The sequence below is a fragment of the Oceanobacillus sojae genome (genome assembly GCF_900162665.1).
In the GTDB taxonomy this organism is placed as follows: Bacteria; Bacillota; Bacilli; order Bacillales; family Amphibacillaceae; genus Oceanobacillus; species Oceanobacillus sojae_A.
Window position 1 is genome coordinate 200,543 of sequence record NZ_LT727812.1, and the last position, 19,776, is coordinate 220,318.

Annotated in this window: 21 protein-coding genes; 5 read left to right on the forward strand and 16 right to left on the reverse strand. The window is 37.7% G+C overall.

Annotated elements, in window-relative coordinates; all coding sequences use genetic code 11:
- Positions 1-21: 21 nt before the first annotated feature.
- The 8 genes from lysA to BN1068_RS11950 all read right to left on the reverse strand — a co-directional run bounded on the left by lysA (position 22) and on the right by BN1068_RS11950 (position 7,683).
- Positions 22-1,347 carry a diaminopimelate decarboxylase gene (gene lysA / locus BN1068_RS11915; RefSeq protein ID WP_077603076.1) on the reverse strand — a complete coding sequence of 442 codons (1,326 nt, stop codon included), beginning with the start codon at positions 1,345-1,347 and terminating at the stop codon, positions 22-24.
- Between the two features lie 478 nt (positions 1,348-1,825).
- Positions 1,826-3,298 carry a spore germination protein gene (locus BN1068_RS11920; protein ID WP_077603077.1) on the reverse strand — a complete coding sequence of 491 codons (1,473 nt, stop codon included), beginning with the start codon at positions 3,296-3,298 and terminating at the stop codon, positions 1,826-1,828.
- Positions 3,299-3,412: 114 nt separating this feature from the next.
- Positions 3,413-3,841 (reverse strand): stage V sporulation protein AB, encoded by a 429-nt coding sequence (locus BN1068_RS11925; protein WP_077603078.1) that lies wholly within the window; start codon positions 3,839-3,841, stop codon positions 3,413-3,415.
- Entirely contained in the window at positions 3,819-4,436 is a 618-nt protein-coding gene (locus BN1068_RS11930) for a stage V sporulation protein AA (RefSeq protein ID WP_077603079.1), read from the reverse strand. The genes BN1068_RS11925 and BN1068_RS11930 overlap by 23 nt, the downstream gene beginning before the upstream one ends.
- A gap of 333 nt (positions 4,437-4,769) precedes the next feature.
- Positions 4,770-5,525: an RNA polymerase sporulation sigma factor SigF gene (gene sigF / locus BN1068_RS11935; protein ID WP_077603080.1), complete on the reverse strand. Its 756-nt coding sequence runs from the start codon at positions 5,523-5,525 to the stop codon at positions 4,770-4,772.
- 7 nt (positions 5,526-5,532) lie between these two features.
- Positions 5,533-5,973 (reverse strand): anti-sigma F factor, encoded by a 441-nt coding sequence (spoIIAB, locus tag BN1068_RS11940; RefSeq protein ID WP_077603081.1) that lies wholly within the window; start codon positions 5,971-5,973, stop codon positions 5,533-5,535.
- Positions 5,970-6,323, reverse strand: a complete 354-nt coding sequence (gene spoIIAA, locus BN1068_RS11945) for an anti-sigma F factor antagonist (protein WP_077603082.1) — start codon at positions 6,321-6,323, stop codon at positions 5,970-5,972. The genes spoIIAB and spoIIAA overlap by 4 nt, the downstream gene beginning before the upstream one ends.
- Before the next feature lie 181 nt (positions 6,324-6,504).
- Positions 6,505-7,683: a D-alanyl-D-alanine carboxypeptidase family protein gene (locus tag BN1068_RS11950; protein WP_077603083.1), complete on the reverse strand. Its 1,179-nt coding sequence runs from the start codon at positions 7,681-7,683 to the stop codon at positions 6,505-6,507.
- Positions 7,684-7,845: 162 nt separating this feature from the next.
- Here BN1068_RS11950 and BN1068_RS11955 point away from each other — a divergent pair, with 162 nt between their 5' ends.
- On the forward strand, positions 7,846-8,568 hold the full coding sequence (locus BN1068_RS11955; RefSeq protein ID WP_077603084.1) for a 3-ketoacyl-ACP reductase: 723 nt from the start codon (positions 7,846-7,848) through the stop codon (positions 8,566-8,568).
- 88 nt (positions 8,569-8,656) lie between these two features.
- Here BN1068_RS11955 and BN1068_RS11960 read toward each other — a convergent pair whose 3' ends face one another.
- The 4 genes from BN1068_RS11960 to BN1068_RS11975 all read right to left on the reverse strand — a co-directional run bounded on the left by BN1068_RS11960 (position 8,657) and on the right by BN1068_RS11975 (position 12,412).
- Positions 8,657-9,949, reverse strand: coding sequence for a pyrimidine-nucleoside phosphorylase (locus BN1068_RS11960; RefSeq protein ID WP_077603085.1), 1,293 nt, complete (start codon positions 9,947-9,949; stop codon positions 8,657-8,659).
- A 39-nt stretch (positions 9,950-9,988) separates the two neighbouring features.
- Positions 9,989-11,170: a phosphopentomutase gene (deoB, locus tag BN1068_RS11965; protein ID WP_077603086.1), complete on the reverse strand. Its 1,182-nt coding sequence runs from the start codon at positions 11,168-11,170 to the stop codon at positions 9,989-9,991.
- Positions 11,171-11,321: 151 nt separating this feature from the next.
- Positions 11,322-12,212 carry a site-specific tyrosine recombinase XerD gene (xerD, locus tag BN1068_RS11970; RefSeq protein WP_077603087.1) on the reverse strand — a complete coding sequence of 297 codons (891 nt, stop codon included), beginning with the start codon at positions 12,210-12,212 and terminating at the stop codon, positions 11,322-11,324.
- Between the two features lie 2 nt (positions 12,213-12,214).
- Complete coding sequence (locus tag BN1068_RS11975) at positions 12,215-12,412, reverse strand: DUF4227 family protein (RefSeq protein WP_077603088.1); 198 nt, start codon at positions 12,410-12,412, stop codon at positions 12,215-12,217.
- A gap of 237 nt (positions 12,413-12,649) precedes the next feature.
- Here BN1068_RS11975 and BN1068_RS11980 point away from each other — a divergent pair, with 237 nt between their 5' ends.
- Positions 12,650-13,513, forward strand: a complete 864-nt coding sequence (locus BN1068_RS11980; protein WP_368483282.1) for a fructosamine kinase family protein — start codon at positions 12,650-12,652, stop codon at positions 13,511-13,513.
- 200 nt (positions 13,514-13,713) lie between these two features.
- Here the strand turns inward: BN1068_RS11980 and fur are convergent, their stop codons facing one another.
- From fur to BN1068_RS11995, 3 genes are all read right to left on the reverse strand, one after another.
- Positions 13,714-14,187, reverse strand: a complete 474-nt coding sequence (gene fur / locus BN1068_RS11985; protein WP_077603089.1) for a ferric iron uptake transcriptional regulator — start codon at positions 14,185-14,187, stop codon at positions 13,714-13,716.
- 181 nt (positions 14,188-14,368) lie between these two features.
- Positions 14,369-15,013, reverse strand: a complete 645-nt coding sequence (gene spoIIM / locus BN1068_RS11990) for a stage II sporulation protein M (RefSeq protein ID WP_077603090.1) — start codon at positions 15,011-15,013, stop codon at positions 14,369-14,371.
- A 131-nt stretch (positions 15,014-15,144) separates the two neighbouring features.
- Positions 15,145-15,687, reverse strand: coding sequence for an NUDIX hydrolase (locus BN1068_RS11995; protein WP_077603091.1), 543 nt, complete (start codon positions 15,685-15,687; stop codon positions 15,145-15,147).
- 297 nt (positions 15,688-15,984) lie between these two features.
- Here BN1068_RS11995 and BN1068_RS12000 point away from each other — a divergent pair, with 297 nt between their 5' ends.
- Complete coding sequence (locus BN1068_RS12000; RefSeq protein WP_077603092.1) at positions 15,985-16,905, forward strand: aldo/keto reductase; 921 nt, start codon at positions 15,985-15,987, stop codon at positions 16,903-16,905.
- A 113-nt stretch (positions 16,906-17,018) separates the two neighbouring features.
- Here BN1068_RS12000 and BN1068_RS12005 read toward each other — a convergent pair whose 3' ends face one another.
- Entirely contained in the window at positions 17,019-17,825 is an 807-nt protein-coding gene (locus BN1068_RS12005) for an SDR family NAD(P)-dependent oxidoreductase (protein WP_077603093.1), read from the reverse strand.
- Between the two features lie 138 nt (positions 17,826-17,963).
- On the opposite strand from BN1068_RS12005, the gene BN1068_RS12010 reads away from it, so the two are divergent.
- Positions 17,964-18,707, forward strand: a complete 744-nt coding sequence (locus tag BN1068_RS12010; RefSeq protein ID WP_077603094.1) for a glycerophosphodiester phosphodiesterase — start codon at positions 17,964-17,966, stop codon at positions 18,705-18,707.
- 100 nt (positions 18,708-18,807) lie between these two features.
- Positions 18,808-19,725, forward strand: a complete 918-nt coding sequence (rnz, locus tag BN1068_RS12015; protein ID WP_077603095.1) for a ribonuclease Z — start codon at positions 18,808-18,810, stop codon at positions 19,723-19,725.
- The last annotated feature ends 51 nt before the right edge of the window (positions 19,726-19,776 follow it).

Below are 19,776 nucleotides of genomic sequence, written 5' to 3' on the forward strand. Positions count from 1 at the left end.
TTATTTTACCACTTATTTGGTTTAAGTAAAGCTCTTTATTCCCTCATAAGACAAGTCATTTTTGACAATATCCTTATAGGTTTCTCTCTTGACAACAAGATGATCCTGCCCGCCTTCAATAAAAACAACTGCCGGTTTTGTTAAACGATTATAGTGGCTGGCCATGGAGTAATTATAGGCCCCGGTCGAGAAAACAGCCAGTATATCTTTATCTTGAATTTGCGGTACTGGTAAGTCCCAAATAAGCATATCACCGGACTCACAGCATTTTCCCGCGATAGAAACTTCCTTTTCAGGGCTTGCTTCCGGACGATTAGCAATAACTGCGTCATATTTTGATTGATACAGCGCCGGCCGGATATTATCTGTCATACCGCCATCAACGGAATAATATTCTCTTACACCAGGAATGTTCTTATTAGCACCTATTGTATACAGCGTGATTCCAGCATCACCTACAATAGATCTTCCCGGCTCAATCCAAATCTCCGGGGATTTCATATTATATTTTTGACAATTTTGTCCGACGCTTTGAATCATATCTTTTACATACTCTGCCAGCGGTAATGGGGTGTCGCCTGCTGTATAACGAATTCCGAAGCCGCCGCCTAAATTAAGAACCTCTGATTCAAATTGGTATTCTTCTTTCCATGCTGCTAATTTAGCAAAAAGGATATCTGCTGCTACCCGGAATCCATCTGTTTCAAATATTTGTGACCCGATATGGCAATGCAGACCTTTTAAATAAATCCTGGGATGCCCCTGGAGCTTTTTTAAAGCTTCCTCTGCCTGCCCATTTTGAAGGTCAAAGCCGAATTTGGAATCCTCATTTCCAGTCATTATATATTTATGTGTTTCCGATTCGACTCCAGGAGTCACCCGAATTAAAACATCCATTGTTTTCTCCTGCTTCAAAAGCTCCAGGTCTAACAATTCAATATCATGAAAATTATCAATAACGATACATCCTATTTCATGTTCGACCGCCATAGCAATTTCTTTTTCATTCTTATTATTGCCGTGCATATGAATTTTTTCAGTTGGAAAGTCTGCTTGAAGCGCAGTATATAATTCACCTTCCGAAATAACATCTAAGCATAATCCTTCCTGCTTTGCCACCTGAAGCATAGCAATTGTAGAAAAAGCCTTGCTGGCATACGCAACTTTTCCATGGACTCCTGCATCACGAAATGCTTGAACAAAGGCTCTGGCATGGTTCCGGATCATTTCCACATCATAGACGTATAAAGGTGTCCCGTATTTTTCCGCTAATTGGATGGTATCAACACCGCCAATTTCTAAATGTCCCTTTGTATTTACGTTAAAGGGGTGTGCATCAAGTATCATTCTTTTTCCCCCATTATTTCAAATAATAAAATACTTTATCACAACACAGTGAATAATGAAAGCCTAAATGGACAGAAAGTAATCGTGACAGGACATTTTTATATGCACCACGAAAAATATTTTTTTTACCGGTCTAATTTCTATTGGCTCCGTTGTATTAAACAGTATAAAATCCCCTTCCAGCGGAGGCGGACCGTTTTGACTCCTGAGGGATTAGCACCATCTGAAGATCCACTTTTGCCAAGTGCTCTTCTTGGCAAAAGTTAGCTGAAGAGCGTGCCCCTAGGAAAGCAAAACGGTCCGCCGCAGCGGTGGCCTCACACATTACCTTCTTTCTAGCTAGAGTTTATGCTTTGTCAAGAGATAGGCGGAAGGAACGATCAACACATGTCTCCATGATAAGCAAGTTATTTTTTAAGGTGCAAAAGTGGAGTAAATAAAAAAATTTTATTTTAAAAGTAATGTCCGCTATGCTTTCTTAAGGGCGCCGGTAATTATTACGCGGGTGCACAATACTGGGACGATGCTTTGTATATGGAATCGGTATACGGAGTATAATATGCTTCATTGCTTTTAAATTAAAAGGAAGTAAAGGCCACATATAAGGTGTTCTTAGAGATCTGATTTGAACGATAAATAAAATATAAAGCGTGATTCCAATCATATATCCCGGTAGTCCGAATAAGCCCACGGCAAGCACAAGAGATACCGTAATAACTTTATTCGCAACACTTAGCTCATAGCTTGGTGTTACATAGTTCCCAATAGCAGCTGTTGAAATGTATAAAATAACCTCCGGCGAAAACAACCCGACTTCAATAGCTATTTCTCCAATTAAAACAGCTGCAATTAACCCCATCGCTGTCGATAGAGGTGTCGGGGTATGTATCGCTGCCATTCTTAAAAATTCAATCCCAATTGTTGCAATGATAATCTGAACAGTTATCGGTACATTCCCTTCGTCATTAGGACCGATAAAGCTTAATTTTTCCGGCAGCAAGGATGGTTCGACTGCAAATAGCAGCCAGGTCGGCAATAGAAATAAAGCTGCTAATACAGCGAGAAACCGGATAAACCGGATACATGTACCGATTGCTGGCACTTGCCGGTATTCCTCAGCATGCTGCATATGGTGGAAAAAAGTTGTCGGAACAATAATAGCACTGGGAGAAGTGTCAACAAAAATAATGACATGGCCTTCTAATAAATGGCTTGTCGCTACATCCGGTCTTTCTGTATATCGCACCAGAGGGTAGATATTCCATTTTTTAACTAGTAAAAATTCCTCCAATGATTTATCCGACATAGATAACCCGTCTACTTCAATTTTATTTATCAGATTTTTTAAGTGCTTTACTAAGTTAGGGTTAGCTACATCTTCAATATAAGTGAGACATACATCTGTCTTTGAGCGTTCACCCACTTTTAACATGACATTCCGCAATTTTTCGTCACGCAGACGTCTTCTGGTAAGTGCTGTATTTTCTACAATATTTTCTGTGTACCCGTCTCTGGAACCGCGAATGACTTTCTCTGTATCCGGTTCTTCCGGCGTTCTTCCTGGATAATTACGCACATCAATAATTTGCGCATAATCCTTTCCATCAATAAATACAGCAATGAGCCCGCTTAATACCTCATCAACAGCTTCGTCCATAGTCGAAACATGCTCTACTTGCTGATGGACTAATCTATTCTCAATGATTTCTCCAATCTTGTCACTTTCCGATTCATTATCATTGACTTCCACCATCACTTTTAAAATTTCCTGTACAACTGATGTATCCGTCAAACCATTCACATAATACATCTGTATACGTCGATTCAGGACCACTGTTTCTCTATATCCTAAATCATACGATTCTTTTAAACCCACCCTTTTTTCCATATATGCATACGTATCTTCAATATGAGGAGAAATGGATATCTTCTTTTCTTTGCCTGTCTGCATACTATCACCTTCTGAATGTTATCTCGAATTAATCTCACACTTATCATTTCATTGTTCTAAAGCCTTGATTTAGACGGTTACATCGCCATCAGGAAGTTATTAATGTTTCTGCCTTTACCGGACAAAATAGATCCATTGAAATAATGAGCCAAATACCTTGCCGAGCATCAATGCCATCATGAATAAAATTACATAGCTTCCCATCCCTATCCTCCGCGTGAGAATAGGAAAAACATTTAATACTTCTGTTAATGCTGCAGCCAGCATTCCGTTAAAAATGCCGTGAAACAGCCCCCACAGTATTAAAGCAAAAACAGACTGTGATGTTGAAATCGGGGCAAATGAGAAATAAGCTCCGATTAACATTCCTATTATCACTGCTGCTCCATAGGCTTTTATATACTTTTCTGTCTTACTCAATTGAATCAGCCTGGGGATTATCCCTAACACCGTAATAAAAGCAACAAATCCTGCCCCAACAGCAATACCGCCACTGAATCCGATAAAAACTTGCAGGATATTAAGAAGAATTTCCAGGATCATTTAACTCATTTTCCATTGTATTAATATATTGCTGTAAATCCTGCTGGTAATTGAAAATCTCTACTTCCAACGGACTCGGCTCTTCATTAAAACGCTTTTTAAACCAGTGGTTAAAAAAAAGAATTGTTCCTAACCCAAGACCTATAGAGTAGGGAATTTGAATCCATAGAGGATATTTATTTTCTATACCGGTCAGGATAAAATGCAGTTTTTGCTGAACGGGCTGCATACTTACATCGTAATGAAAGTTCATAATGGTCATTGCCGAACCTACAAACAGAAGCAGCCAGACAAATGTAATAATCAATGGGTGGGCCTGCTTTTTACGCGGTTCGATTTGTATAAGAGTCTGTTCTGGTCCCAGCAGCTGAAATTCAAAATTTGTATATTTTTTTGTAAGGTGGTCAATGATTAAAAAGCTGTCAATTACTAAAATACTTTTATCTTTTTTAGACAGCCGGTAAATAGGTGTATTTTCCAGTAATTCTTTCTTGTCCGAATGTGTGGATATATAAGCAATTTCTTTTAATTTGAGCTCTTGCCACTGCTCCAGAATCACTTTCTTCCGCATTCTTATATAGACAAGCTCTGTCATAATCAAAGCCCTCCCTGCATCTGATTTCTTTAAGAGGATGTTCAAAAAGTTCCAATGATAAGCCGTGAACTCTTTAGTTGACTTCATTCTTCCAATTGGACTGGGACTGGGACTGCGGTTACTCGTCCCATCGAAAAGCTTTTGCGGTTACTCGTCTCACCGAAGGGCTTTTGGGATTAATCGCTCCACCGAAAACCATTATCTACTTTTTAAACACACACTTTAACAACTAGTATTTGTTAAAAGAAAGCAAATTATAAGCCTTAAACTCAAATCGTTTCACAACAAAAAAGCTTATCTGTGTGATTAACACAGATAAGCTTTATATACCTGTTACCCGGCATCCATATTTTTTTTCATATCTTCTAAAATCTTTTTCTCCAGCCTGGAAACCTGAACTTGAGAAATCCCGAGTCTTTCCGCTACCTCTGTCTGCGTCTGGTCTTTATAATAGCGTAAGTAAATAATCAATCTTTCGCGTTCAGTGAGAGAACGAACAGCTTCTTGAATGGATAATTTTTCAAACCATTGGGAATCCTGGTCGGCGATTTGATCTAATAAAGTAATGGAGTCTCCATCACTTTCATAGACCGTTTCATGAATGGACTGAGGTGATTTCGCAGCCTCCTGTGCATGCACAATTTCTTCCGGTTCCAGCTCTAAAGCTTTTGCAAGTTCATTAATAGATGGAGAACGCCCTAAATTTTTCGACATTTCTTCCCGTTTCCGGCGAATTTTATTCCCCATCTCTTTTAAAGACCGGCTGACCTTTACACTGCCGTCATCACGAATAAAACGCTGTATCTCGCCAATAATCATGGGAACGGCATAGGTAGAAAATTTTACGTTATAAGACAGATCAAATTTATCAACTGCTTTGATCAGCCCGATACTTCCAATTTGAAATAAGTCATCTGGATCATACCCGCGATTTACAAACCGCTGAACAACTGACCAGACAAGCCGGACGTTTCGACGGATAAGCTCTTCCCTTGCTTCATTGTCACCAGACTGGCTTAATTGAATCATTTTCTTTACCTGCTCATTGGAAAGCTGCTCTCTTTCCTCCGTTTTATGAATATTCACCATTGATTTTTTAGTTGTATACCGTTTTTGATTTTGATAATTGCTTCTTCATATAAACGGAAGTCCCTTTTTCAGGAGCAGAAATGACTTCCACGGTATCCATGAAATTTTCAATAATTGTAAAACCCATGCCGGATCGTTCCATTTCTGGCTTTGATGTAAATAAAGGTTCCCTTGCTTCATCAATATTCAAAATGCCTTGTCCTTCATCGCGTATGGTCAGCTCTATTTCCCCATCATACAGCACGCAGTCGATATAGACCTTATGATGGGGTTCACTTCCATAGCCGTGAATAATAGCATTGGTTACTGCTTCAGAGACCACCGTTTTAATTTCTGTTAATTCCTCCATCGTTGGATCCAATTGTGTGACAAAAGATGCCACAGCTACTCTGGCAAAAGCCTCATTTTCACTTACACTGGAAAAAGAAATAGACATTTCATTTTTCATGATGTCACCCCCAAGCCTTGAAGTGCACGTTCTTCATCTTCCTCTAAACGAATAATTTTGAAAAAGCCTGACATATCAAAAAGGCGGTGCAGGGAAGGAGCTACAGAGCACAGAACCATCTCTCCCCCTAATTGAACAACCTCTTTGTAGCGCCCTAAAACAACACCTAATCCAGAGCTGTCCATAAAGCTTACTCCCTTTAGGTTTAAGATGATATGTTTAATGGAATGCATATAAATCCAATCTTTCCACGTATCTCTTAATCCTTCTGCCTCATGATGATCCAATTCACCTTGCATACGTACAATCAGCACATCGCCTTTTACTTCAAATTCAGTCTGTAATCCCATGTGCAATGCTCCTCCTCTTTGTTGTGAAATAGTTTCCTTTTGCTTGAAATACCTGTCCAAAAAATCCGGGAAATTCTTTTCCAGCTATTGCTTTTAACAGCTTTTTGAACATCCTTATATAAGGAATTCTCTAAACAAATGACTATTTCCTGCTACTCGACAAAAGAAGTGGAAATACGTATTAATCGGCTGCTTTCACCATTTTTTGCAATGTTCGTTTTGTTAATTCAGGAATAGATGCTTGTGTAATATCTTCCTTAACGATCAGTGGTGTAGTATATAAAGGCTTATCATTTTCTTTGACAATAAGCTCCCCGACAACAGTTCCTTTTTTAATTGGAAATTTCCAATCATCCTGAATAGAAATTTCTGTTGTTACAGACGGTTCTTCTTCTCCTTTTTTATGAAGGCTGTGAACATCCTGTTTGGTAACAATATCAAAGCTTTGAGGCTTTGCTTTTATTTGGTTCAGCTCCATCACCGTTTCTTCTTTGGCAAAAAGCTGCTTTGTATGATAGCTTTGGAAGCCATAGTCCAGTAATCCTGATACCATTTTATTGCGCTCTTTCGGTGTTTCAGCACCCATAACAACCGCAATCACCCGCATATCATCCCGCTTTGCTGTAGCAGTCAGACAATACTTCGCTTCATTTGTATAGCCTGTTTTCATGCCGTCTGCACCTGGATAGGAACGAATCAGCTTATTTGTATTCACAAGCCAGAACTCATTTTCTTCCCCCTGGCGTAAATAATCCTCATAGATAGACGTATAGTTCGTAATATCTTCATATTGTAATAATGCTCTTGTCATAACAGCCATATCGTAAGCACTGCTGTAATGATTGTCTGCCGGAAGCCCGGTGGTATTTTCAAAATGAGTATCCTTAAGCCCAAGTTCTTCTGCTTTTTTATTCATTTTACTGACAAATTCTTCTTCTGTTCCTGCAATAGTTTCTGCCATTGCAACACTGGCATCATTTCCGGAAGCAATTGCTATCCCTTTTATTAAATCATTTACAGACATTTCTTCTCCGGCCTCCAGGAAAACTTGAGATCCTCCCATCGAAGCGGCGTATTCACTTACAACAACAATATCCTCTTTGGAAATTTTATCGTTTTCCAACGCTTCCATAATTAAAAGCAGGGTCATTATTTTTGTCATACTGGCCGGTGGTAATTGTTCGTGTGCATCCTTGTCAAACAGAATTGTACCTGTATTTTGTTCAATTAAAACTCCCGATAAAGCATCCTCAGCTAAGCTTGTTTTTTCTTTATTCTCTTCATTCGCTAAAACAGTTGAATAGTTGAAAAATGTCGTTCCGATAAGTAATCCAATCATCAATACGATTAGTCGCTTCATACTGCTTCCCTCCAAATCACAATAATACTTTTAGGATTTCCATTTTGGCTTTATTTCATACTATTTTTAATTTGAAATATATAAATTGGAGCATCTTTTTTGTTGTTCGATAAACTCTACCCTATACTGAAACTAGATTAGATAAAGAAGGGAGATTTATATATGGGACAGGACATCAGCGGTAAAATTGCATATATCACAGGGGGAAGCAGCGGAATTGGCAGAGCAGCTGCACATCAATTTGCCAAAGAAGGCGTTCATCTCGGATTAATTGCCAGAAGAAAAGAAAACCTTGAAGAAACGCAGCAGGAGCTGGAAACATACGGCGTGAAGATTGCTATCTGCAGTGCAGATATTTCTAAGCCTGACCAAGTAAAAACAGCTGTTCAGCAGTTTGAACAGAAATTAGGGAAAGCTGATATATTAATAAATAACGCAGCAATAAGTGATTACGGCAATTTTCAGGATATGGATGAGGAAGTCTGGAAGCATATTTTTGAAGTGAATGTTTTTGGAACATACCATGTTTTAAAAGAAGTTCTTCCACACCTTGTAAGCAAACAAAAAGGAGATATTATTAATGTTTCCTCAAGCAACGGATTAAAAGCAACTGCAGGGTCAACTGCTTACAGTGCTTCCAAATTTGCCATTCAGGGTATGTCAGAGGCTCTGATGCAGGAAGTTCGCAAAGAAAATATCCGCGTGTTTACCATGAACCCAAGCTTAGTTGCTACTGAGCTGGCATTTGGCGATAAACTGGAGGAAAAAAATGAAGATAAATTTATGCAGCCTGAGGACATAGCAGAGTATATGGTAGCCCAATTAAAATTAAATCAGCGTATCTTTATTAAGCAGTCCGCACAATGGGCGACCAATCCATTTTAACAAGGCAATAATTCTATAATTTCCTGGTGCAATAAAAAAGAGATTCAGAAAAAAATATCTTCTAAATCTCTTTTTAATGCACTTATTTTCAATTAACAATACCAATAACACTTGATTTTACTTGAACAGGATGATCCGATAACGTAATGGCATCCTTTATTTTCTTAATAACAGCGTCATTATCTTCCATATTAGTGTGGATTGTTGCAAGTTTATCGCCTGCCTGCAGCTTATCGCCTGTTTTTACATGGAAAGTGATTCCTACCTGATGATCAATTTGATCATCCTTTGTTTTTCTGCCGGCACCGAGAAGCATAGCGGCTTCCCCTATTTGCTGTGTTTCTATAGAAGCGATATATCCCGCTTGTTCCGCAGTTACATCAATAGATTGTTTAGCCTCCATTTCATGGATACTGTCCATCTTACCATCCTGCGCTTCAATAAAGGTTACAAACTTTTCATAAGCTTCTCCGCTTTGAATGACTTCTTTAACAAGCTTTCTGGCTTGTTCTTCGGTAGTTGCTTTTCCAGCTAAGAAAACCATTTGTGCTGCTATTTCTACGGATACATCATATAAATCCTGCCTATACTCCTGATCACGCAATAATTTTACCGCTTCCAACACTTCATTTCCGTTTCCGATCTCTGATCCGAGCGGCTGATCCATATTGGTTAACACAGCGACTGTTTCCCGATTTAACTTTTTCCCGATAGCGACCATTGTTTCAGCCAGCTTCTTTGCCTCTTCCTCTGTTTTCATAAAAGCACCGTTGCCGACTTTAATATCCAGGACAATTGCATCCGCACCCGAAGCAATTTTCTTACTCATTATTGAACTCGCTATTAAAGGAATCGAATCTACTGTACCTGTTACATCTCTCAATGCGTAAATCTTTTTATCGGCTGGTACTAAATTTCCTGATTGACCTACCAATGCAATACCAAGCTCTTTCACCTGATCTTTAAATCTTTGCAATGGCAGCTCTGTATGAAATCCTTTAATCGCTTCCAGCTTGTCCACTGTACCGCCGGTATGCCCCAGTCCGCGTCCGCTCATTTTTGCAAAAGGAATTCCTAAAGAAGTAATTATCGGTGCAACAATTAAACTTACCTTATCCCCTACACCGCCGGTAGAATGTTTGTCAACAACAGTTGTATTTAAAAAGGATAAATCAATTGTCTCTCCAGACTTAACCATTAAATCTGTAAGGGCGGATGTTTCATCACTATTTAATCCCTGGAAATAAACAGCCATAAGCCAGCTTGAGATTTGATAATCTGGTATGGAATCATTAACATACCCATTTACAATATGTTCGATTTCTTCGTAGGATAATTCTTTACCATATTTTTTCTTATTTATAATCTCTACAGTATTCATGCTAACCATCCTTCCTATATTACAATGAATATTTCTCTTTTAGTTTTTTATATCGTCTAAAAAGCTTGTACCATGCTCAGGTAAAGGAACATTAAAATTATCAGCAACTGTTGCGCCTATATCAGCAAAAGTTGTCCGTATAGGAAGTTCCTTGCCTTCCTCAATGTTTGTATGGTAAACAATAAGCGGTACATATTCCCGTGTATGATCCGTTCCATGGTGGATCGGGTCATTTCCATGATCAGCTGTAATAATTAACAAATCATCCTCCTGTAACTGTTCGAGTATTTCCGGAAGCTGTTTGTCATAAGTCTCCAATGCCTGTCCATAGCCGATTGGATCTCTGCGGTGCCCGTATTTGGCGTCAAAATCAACAAGGTTAAGGAAGCTTAAGCCGGTGAAATCTTTTTTCATGGAGTCACTTAATTTTACCATGCCGTCGTCATTATCCTTTGTACGGACTGCCTCTGTAATGCCCTCTCCATCATAAATATCAGAAATTTTCCCAAGCGCAATGACATCAATTTCAGCATCCTTTAATTCATTCATTACAGTACGTCCAAAAGGTTTTAATGCATAATCATGACGGTTGGAAGTACGTTCAAAAGCACCGGGCTCTCCAACAAACGGGCGGGCAATAATACGTCCTACCATATAACGTTCATCCAGTGTAAGCTCTCTGGCAATTTCGCAAATCCGATATAATTCATCAATTGGAACAATATCTTCATGTGCTGCAATTTGCAATACAGAATCTGCTGACGTATAGACAATCAGACTGCCGGTTTCCATATGCTCTTTTCCGAGCTCTACTAATATTTCTGTACCGGAGGCCGGCTTATTGCCAATTACTTTTCTGCCTGTTTTTTCTTCCAGCTCTTGAATAAGCTCATCCGGAAAGCCATCCGGGAATGTCCGGAACGGCTGATCGATGCGGAGTCCCATGATCTCCCAATGGCCAGTCATTGTATCTTTACCATTAGAAGCCTCCTGCATTTTTGTAAAATGTGCTTTCGGCTTGTCTGCCGGAGCAATTCCTTTGATTTCACGGATATTGCTCAAACCTAAGCTGCCCATAGTCGGCATATCCAGCCCATTCATCTCTTTTGCAATGTGCCCTAACGTATCTGATCCTAAATCATTAAACTTTTCTGCATCTGGAGCTTCTCCGATTCCAACTGAATCCATGACAATTAAAAATACACGTTTAAATTGTTTCATTTATATCTACCTCCTATGTACTATATTCCCGAAACAAGTGCTCAGTATGATAATTATTATAGACGTTAGATGTCTGACAACATAAGGATAAAGGAATTTCTTTTATTTGAAAAGCTTTTCGATATTCAACAACTCCATTCTTAACCTGAAATTATGCTCTGGGATGGTAAGTTTGATAAATATCTTTTAATCTTGCTTTCGTCACATGTGTATAAATTTGCGTAGTGGATATATCTGCATGTCCCAGCATTTCCTGCACAATTCTTAAATCTGCGCCATTTTCCAATAAATGCGTTGCAAAGGAATGCCTTAATGTATGCGGCGTGATGGTTTTGTGTATTCCCGCTTCCATCGCATGCCCTTTTAAAATTTTCCAGAAGCCTTGTCTGCTTAAAGGCCGGCCATGCTGATTTACAAAAAGTGCATTTTCCTGCTTATTTTTCTTCACAAGCTCTTTTCTTGCGGTTTGCATATACTCCTCTAAAACAATTTTGGCTGTATCTCCCAAAGGAACAATTCTTTCTTTTGAACCTTTCCCCATACATTGCACAAAACCCATCGTTAAATGTAAATCTTCCAATTTTAAACCTATCATTTCAGATACCCGCAGTCCTGTAGCATATAATAATTCTAACATAGCTTTATTACGCAACGACAGTGGTGTTGTTGTCTCAATGCTCAATAACTTTTCTACTTCCTCCTGAGAAAGGGTATCCGGCAGCTTCCGCTCTTTTTTCGGCGTCTCAATGTGAAGACTGGGATCTGTATCAGCAATTCTTTCCCGTATTAAAAACTGATGAAAGGATCTGATTGAAGAAATATGCCTGGAAATTGTAGCAGTTGACTTACCGCTGTCTTTTAATTCATATAAAAAACGCATAATATCATTACGGCTGATGTCATTCCATTCGTTATATCCTATTTTTGTCAATTGTTTTTCATAAGCAGTAAGATCTCTTTGATAAGAGGTCATCGTGTTATCCGACAGCCCTCTTTCTACCCGTAGAAAATGATAGAAATCTTCTAAAGCATATTTCAACATATCTATTCTCCTTTCAAAATATCAAATGGAAACCAGTCAGCCTCCTCGTTCGTCACCTTAACTGCCGGTCCTTCCGGTAAATCATAACGATGTATTTCTTGAAACTCTTTATATATATAATGTAAACATACCGTAAAAAAGCAGGCGCCTATCATAAACAAAATAAATATTTTAACAGCCTCTTTAAAATGTTTCTCCATATTCCGACCTCCCTGTCTCTAAATGCCTGTTATTACTTTGTATTGTAATCAAACACTTATACAGTTAGAATATGCAAAAAACAATTTCAAAAATACTAGAAAAAGATGAAGGCGGCAAAAAAATAAGACAGCTTCTTCTGTTAATATTATACAATGGTTGGAACCAGAGTTAAACTACAAACACTTTTACATTGTTTAACCCGATGAGATAATAAAATGAAAAAGGAGGTCATACAGATGATGGAAGAAAAATTAAAACAAATTGGTGACAACTCGTCTATTCAAACAATGACTCCCGTTTCCGGCGGAGATATTAACCGGGCTTATTATGTAAAAACCGAAAAACAAGAATACTTTGTAAAAGCAAATCAGAATACTGCCGATGATTTCTTCCAGGTGGAAGCTGATGGTCTTGAAAAAATACGCTCAACAGAAACAATCGCTGTTCCGGAAGTTTATTACTATGACAAATCCTCCAAAAATCAGGAGATGGTGCTGATAATGGAATGGATTCAGGGTGAAAAAACGGCAATGACGGAACAGCAATTAGGGATTCAGCTGGCTTCTATGCATTTAACTTACGGGCCCGCTCAATATGGATTAGATAAATCAACTTATATTGGAAAACTTCCTCAGACAAATGGTTTGCATAATGATTGGGTTAATTATTTCTGCGGTCATCGTCTACAGCCGCAACTAGATTTATCTGTGCAGTTCAACCGGATGAATCAAAAAAGACGCTTAAAACTGGAAACATTGATAATTGATTTAGATAAATATCTACCAAATCAGCCACGGGTTTCTTTATTGCACGGCGATTTATGGGGAGGCAATTGGATAACAGGGCATGGAGGAAAACCTTATCTCATTGATCCTTCTGTATTGTATGGAGATCACTTATTCGAGCTTGCTTTTACTGAGCTTTTTGGCGGCTTTTCAGATACTTTTTATACGCAATATAAAGAAAGTCTGCCATTAGAGGATTATTATGAGGATGTAAAGCCGATATATCAGCTTTACTACTTGCTTGTTCATTTAAATATGTTTGGAGAAGCTTATGGAGCCAGTGTAGATCGGATTCTAAAAAGATATATCCGGTAAATTATTCATCTTTTTCCAGATTAAAATATACGGCAGCACAACAAACAGATGCTGCCACATATTTTAATCTGGTTGCTATATCGGCGAAATCGCTGCACCCTTAAGATAGTGCAAATAAAGCAGCTTCTATTCTTATTTATGTAAGTATTTTTCCCAAATAAAAAAACCTTTCTCTCTATTTGAAAAAGGTTTTAATCTGATTATGGGGTTGCTTTTTGAACATCTTCTTTTACGGCTGCGGCCTGACATTGGCGACAAATCCCATGAAAGGTTAATCGATGATCCTTTACCTCAAAGCCCCAATCATTTTCAACAATTTGTTCTACTTCACCTAATAAGTCATTCTCAATTTCTTCAACAGAGCCACATTCAATACAAACCAAATGATGGTGAAAGTGCTTTGCGCCTTCTTTGCGCAAATCATATCTTGATACACCATCGCCAAAATTAATTTTGTCTACTATTTTTAATTCAGATAATAATTCTAATGTACGATAAACGGTTGCCAGACCAATTTCCGGTGATTTCTCCTTTACAAGAAGATAAACATCCTCCGCGCTTAAGTGATCGTCTTCTCTTTCCAGAAGCACTCGAACCGTAGCTTCCCTCTGGGGAGTTAATTTGTAGCTATGCGAATGTAGCTGTTTTTTTATCTTTTCAATCCGGTGTTCCATGGATAGTCGCCTCCCTCACTTTACATCTTCATTATATGCATCTATCTTCCATGTGTCAAAGAGTATTCTCAATTATTAATAATAATCATTACAAACTAATATTGGTTATTATATTATAAATGTAGTCTCTTAGCAAGATATAAGCAAATAAGGTAAAGTGATGGAAGGATTTATTCAATTATTATCCATTATATCTTTTAATCCATTCTAACATTAGCGTATTGGACAGATAAGCTTCCATTAATGCTGCTAAAGCAGTAAATACCATTAAGATTGCAAAAATAATTAGCAACCGGATAAAAGGCGGCAGAATCTCCTGATGATGATGCTTAAAAAATAATTTCTGCCATAAGCCTATAGAAAATATCATCGATACACTTCCAGCAATAATATAGATAGGTATAATTAATAGATTTTGAGGGGCAATGGATATAGCTGACAATAGTAGCCCTTGGCCCTGTAGCTGGCTTACCATAAATCCAACTGAAAAACCGACAACAAATCCTTTCATAAATACCATAATCCAGATAATAGGAAGTCCAATCATGCTCAGTGCCAATAAAATCATAAAAGAAAGATACTTTATATGATATAGAAGGCTTCTAATAAAGATATCCTGCCGGCTGATCACTTCACCATCATTTGTCTGCTGCGTAAAAAAACGTTCTAAATAAAAGAATAAATTCTGTTTTTGCACAAAATCCATACTATTTACTAAGATAGCTCCGAATACGATACCTGTCAGAAAAAGAATAATTGTAAATACATAAATCGTTGTATGGCGTTTTATATGCCCAATAATTAAATTATGAGAGGGATTATACATGTGGATCCTCCTGACTATAGTTCTTATACTACAATCTATGAGAACCCTACTTTAAACATACCTATTAATTTTATCTTTTAATAGAGCTTATACATATTAGCCATACTATGATTTTTTTAACGTTGTTCTTCTTATTTATTTAAAGCATGTAAATAAAGCACGGCGTAATTTGTTTTTGCGTCTTGAATACGCCCTTCTTCAACGAGTTTTTTTGCTTCTTCCAGCGTCACTTCCATAATTTCTACAAATTCATCATCGTCTCCGGCAGGCGGGTTTTCCATTTTAATTAAGTCGTTGGTGATGTAAACATATACCAGTTCATTAGCAAACCCCGGTGATGTGTAAAAGGATGTAACCTGCGATAGATTGGTGGTTGTATAGCCTGTTTCTTCTTCCAGTTCACGAACTGCAGCAGTTAATGGATTCTCGTTCTCTTCCAGCTTCCCTGCCGGAATTTCTATTAAAGTTCTTTCTAATGGTTTGCGATATTGTTCTACAAGTACAATTTTATTATCTGAAGTAATTGGAATTACTGCTACTGCTCCAGGGTGATATACAAGCTCTCTCTTAGCTGTTTCTCCATTCGGAAGCTTCACTTCATCCAGTTGAACATCTATAATATTTCCTTCAAATATTTTCTTGGTTGTAATTGTTTTTTCTTCAAAACGATGCATGTCTCCATCTCCACCTTTTTATAAATTATTACAGATATCCATTCAAAAAGCTTCCGTGGAAGGAAGTTTCATTTTTGTCTATCCTCATATTGATTCTAATTCGCTATGCTCTATTGTAGCAAGTCCATACTAATTTTTCTTCTGATTTGTTTTATTTTTTCACTCAACTTTTGTATCTAAAAACTATTTGTGTTATTACGAACAAATATAGACGTTTCTTCATTATGTATATTAATTGTATTCTTTTCCATCTGCCTCTACAATATAGGCATACGTAATTCATAGAGGAGGAATAACATGAAGAAACGGCAGCTTGGTACAAGCAATATTGAAATCTCTGATTTAACACTTGGCTGTATGTCCCTGGGAACGAATGCGGAGCAAGGTAAAAAAATGATTGATTATGCTTTAGATAAAGGGGTTAATCACCTGGATACGGCAGACCTTTATAATTTTGGTGAAAATGAAAAAATTGTTGGAGAAGCGATTAAACACCGCAGATCTGATGTTGTTGTTACAACAAAAGTCGGAAATCATTTCCAGGAAGGAAAGGATGACTGGTTCTGGGATCCATCGAAAAAATATATCCATGAAGCTGTCCGTAATAGCTTACAAAGATTAAATACAGATTATATCGATGTGTATATGCTGCATGGCGGTACATTAGATGACCCTGTCAGCGAAACAATTGAAGCTTTTGAAGAATTAAAAAAAGATGGTTTAATCCGCACATATGGAATTTCCTCTATTCGGCCTAATGTCGTCCGTGAATATGCAATCCGGTCTTCTATCGATGTTTTAATGACACAATTCAGTCTCTTAGACAGACGGCCGGAAGAAGCGATTTTACCTATTGCAGAGGAAAATCAAATCAGTGTCGTTGTCCGCGGACCGCTTGCTAAAGGGCTGCTGAGCAATAAAGCTGATGAAGTACTCGATAAAAAAGGACAAGATGGATATCTTGATTATTCTTACAATGAATTAAAGTCACTTTACTATGAGCTCGAACAGGCATTACCTGACAGCTCTCTCCAACAATTAGCAATGTACTATGTTGCCAATCATCCTGCTGTTACATCAACAGTATTTGGAGCAAGTTCATTCGAACAATTAGAACAGAATATTGCTGTCCACCAATCCATCAATGAAATCACTGACGCTGCCTATCCTATTCTGCAACAGCTGACAAAAGCTGCCCAATATGAGCAGCACCGTTAGAATGAATAATATTCCAGTCACTCTGAGAACGGAAGATTAAAAAAAACCGGTCAGCTTCAGAAAGGCATTATTGTCCTTTTGAAGCTGACCTCGTTTAAAAAAGAAACACGTCATTATTTTTTATCAAATTGAGATTTTAAAGCTTTTTCCATTAATTCCGGAAATAAGCGGTACAATATACTTCCGGTCTCCATCCACCATGGCATATTAATTTCTCTTCTTTTTGTAAATAAAGAATGAACTACTTTAGATGCAACTTTTTCAGGCTGAAGCATATATTTTTCTACATTCTGTTGATATTTACCATCCTTATCCGCCATCTCAAAAAAGTTTGTCTTTACAGGACCAAGATTTACAGAAGTAACCGTCAGACTGCTTTCTCTGGTCTCCTGCCTGAGCACATTCGTAAAGCCCAGCATGGCATGTTTGGAAGCGACATAGCCTGCAGCTTTGGGAGTTGGTAATTTTGCAGCCTGAGAGACAATATTTATGATATGTGATCTCCCCTTAAACTGCAGAAAGTGCGGCAGAAACGCTTTTGCATATTGAATACCTGCTAAAACGTTCACCTGAAACATTTCCTCTAACTCTTTCATATCTATTTCCTCTACCTTCTCAAATACACCGAATCCTGCATTATTAATTAATCCGTGAACGCGCTTCTCTGTTTCCATTATTTCATTAATTTGTTTATCAATAGCTTCTCTTGAAAACGTTTCAATCGGGTAGACCTTGCAAAGGCCGTTATTCCTCTCTATTTCATCAGCTAATTCTTCCAGTAATTCTCTTGATCTGGCTATCAGGATAGGTATACCGCCATGAGCAGCGATTTCCTTGGCAATCTCTCTTCCTATCCCTTTAGATGCGCCGGTAATAATAATTTTTTTCTCATTTACAGCACGATTTCTTCCTATTTTCATAATTATCGACCCTTACTACATATAATTATTTAAGTGGACATACTATAACTATTGTACAACGAATCAATTACCCCGTACACCTGTTTAAACATTGACTTATAAACAAAAATCTAACACAATGAAGTTGGGGGTGAGACCATGACATCCATTATCGCACACCGGGGAGCAAGCCGATATGCCCCTGAAAACAGTTTCCCTGCATTTAAGCTTGCATACGAAATGAAAGCAGATGGAATTGAAACAGATGTACAATTAACCAAAGACAATATTCCTGTCCTTTTTCATGACGAAAGCCTGAAACGGATTTTTGGAGAAAAAGGCTGGGTTAATCAATATACACTGGAGCAATTAAAACAACTGGATATGGGAAAATCTTTTCATCCCAAATTTACAGGAACAAGAATTTTATCTTTAGAGGAATTTCTTGCCTGGATAAAAGATACACCATTAATGCTTCATTTAGAATTGAAAAATAATAAAATGGAATATAAGAATCTGGAGGAAATTACATATCAGCTAATCGAACAATATCAGATGTCAGATAGAACATATTTCTCTACATTCTCTGACGCAAGTATAACGCGTCTGGCAAGCTTTAAAGAGATTTCAAATATTGGCTGGTTAACTAAGCGGATCAGAAGGGATTTATTAGCATATGCTCTATCAATCGGAGCAACAGCTATTCATATAAAGCATACTCTTTTGCGGCAGCGTCTTGTAAATGAGGCCTTAAAAAGCGAGATTCCTATACGGGTTTACACAGTCAATTCATCCCGTCTTTTAAACAGGTGCTTTTCATATAAAATAGACAGCATATTTACAGATGTTCCTGACAAAGCATTTGCTGCACGGAAAAAATTATATCGCAGTTTTTTAATTTAAAAAGGGACAATTATCAATTTTTAGCCTTATACATTGATGATTGATGCGTATTTGGGTAAAATCTTTAATTATAATATTATATATAGGGTGAGATGGTAACATGGAAATTACTTTCTTAGGCACTGGAGCCGGACTTCCTTCTAAAGAAAGGAATGTAACAGCGATTGTGCTGAGTATGCTGCAGGAGCTAAATGAAGTTTGGCTGTTTGATTGTGGGGAAGCTACACAGCATCAGCTGCTTCGGACAAAAATTAAACCAGGAAAAATAAATAAAATATTTCTTACCCATATGCATGGAGATCATATTTATGGATTGCCGGGATTCTTAAGCAGCAGATCTTTTCAGGCTGGTACGGATAAACCGATGACTGTTTATGGTCCTGAAGGAATAAAGGACTTTATTGAATATGCTTTAAAGCTAAGTCATACCCATTTAACTTATCCTCTTACAATCATTGAAATAAATGAAGGATTATTATTTGAAACAGAAGCAATCGAAGTACATGCAAAAAAACTTGCACATGGTATACCAAGCTTTGGTTTTCGCATTGTTGAAAAAGATAAACCAGGTGAGCTGCTAGTTGAAAAATTAAAAGAAAAAGGTATCCGTCCTGGTCCAATTTACGGGGAGATAAAAGAAAAACCTGCTGTCACTCTTAAAGATGGCAGTGTTATTCATCAAAAAGATTTTATCGGGCCCCCTAAAAAAGGCAGGATTATTTCTATTCTTGGTGATACAACCTATCAGACAGCCCATGAAGAATTTGTTAAAAACAGTGATTTGTTAATTCATGAAGCAACTTTTGCTGCTGATAAAGAAACACTCGCAAAGAACTATTTTCATTCAACAACTATACAAGCTGCAAAATTAGCGGTTGACGCCAGCTGTAAACAATTAATTTTGACACATATATCTTCAAGGTATCAATTTTCTGAAATGGATGCGTTTCTTGAAGAAGCAAGAGAAGTGTTTTCGAATACCTCTATTGCAAGCGACTTTAGTGTGTTTCAATTATAGTTTGAAGTGCGTGTTGAAAAAGACTGATAAAAAGACCGAAAAGTTTGAGGC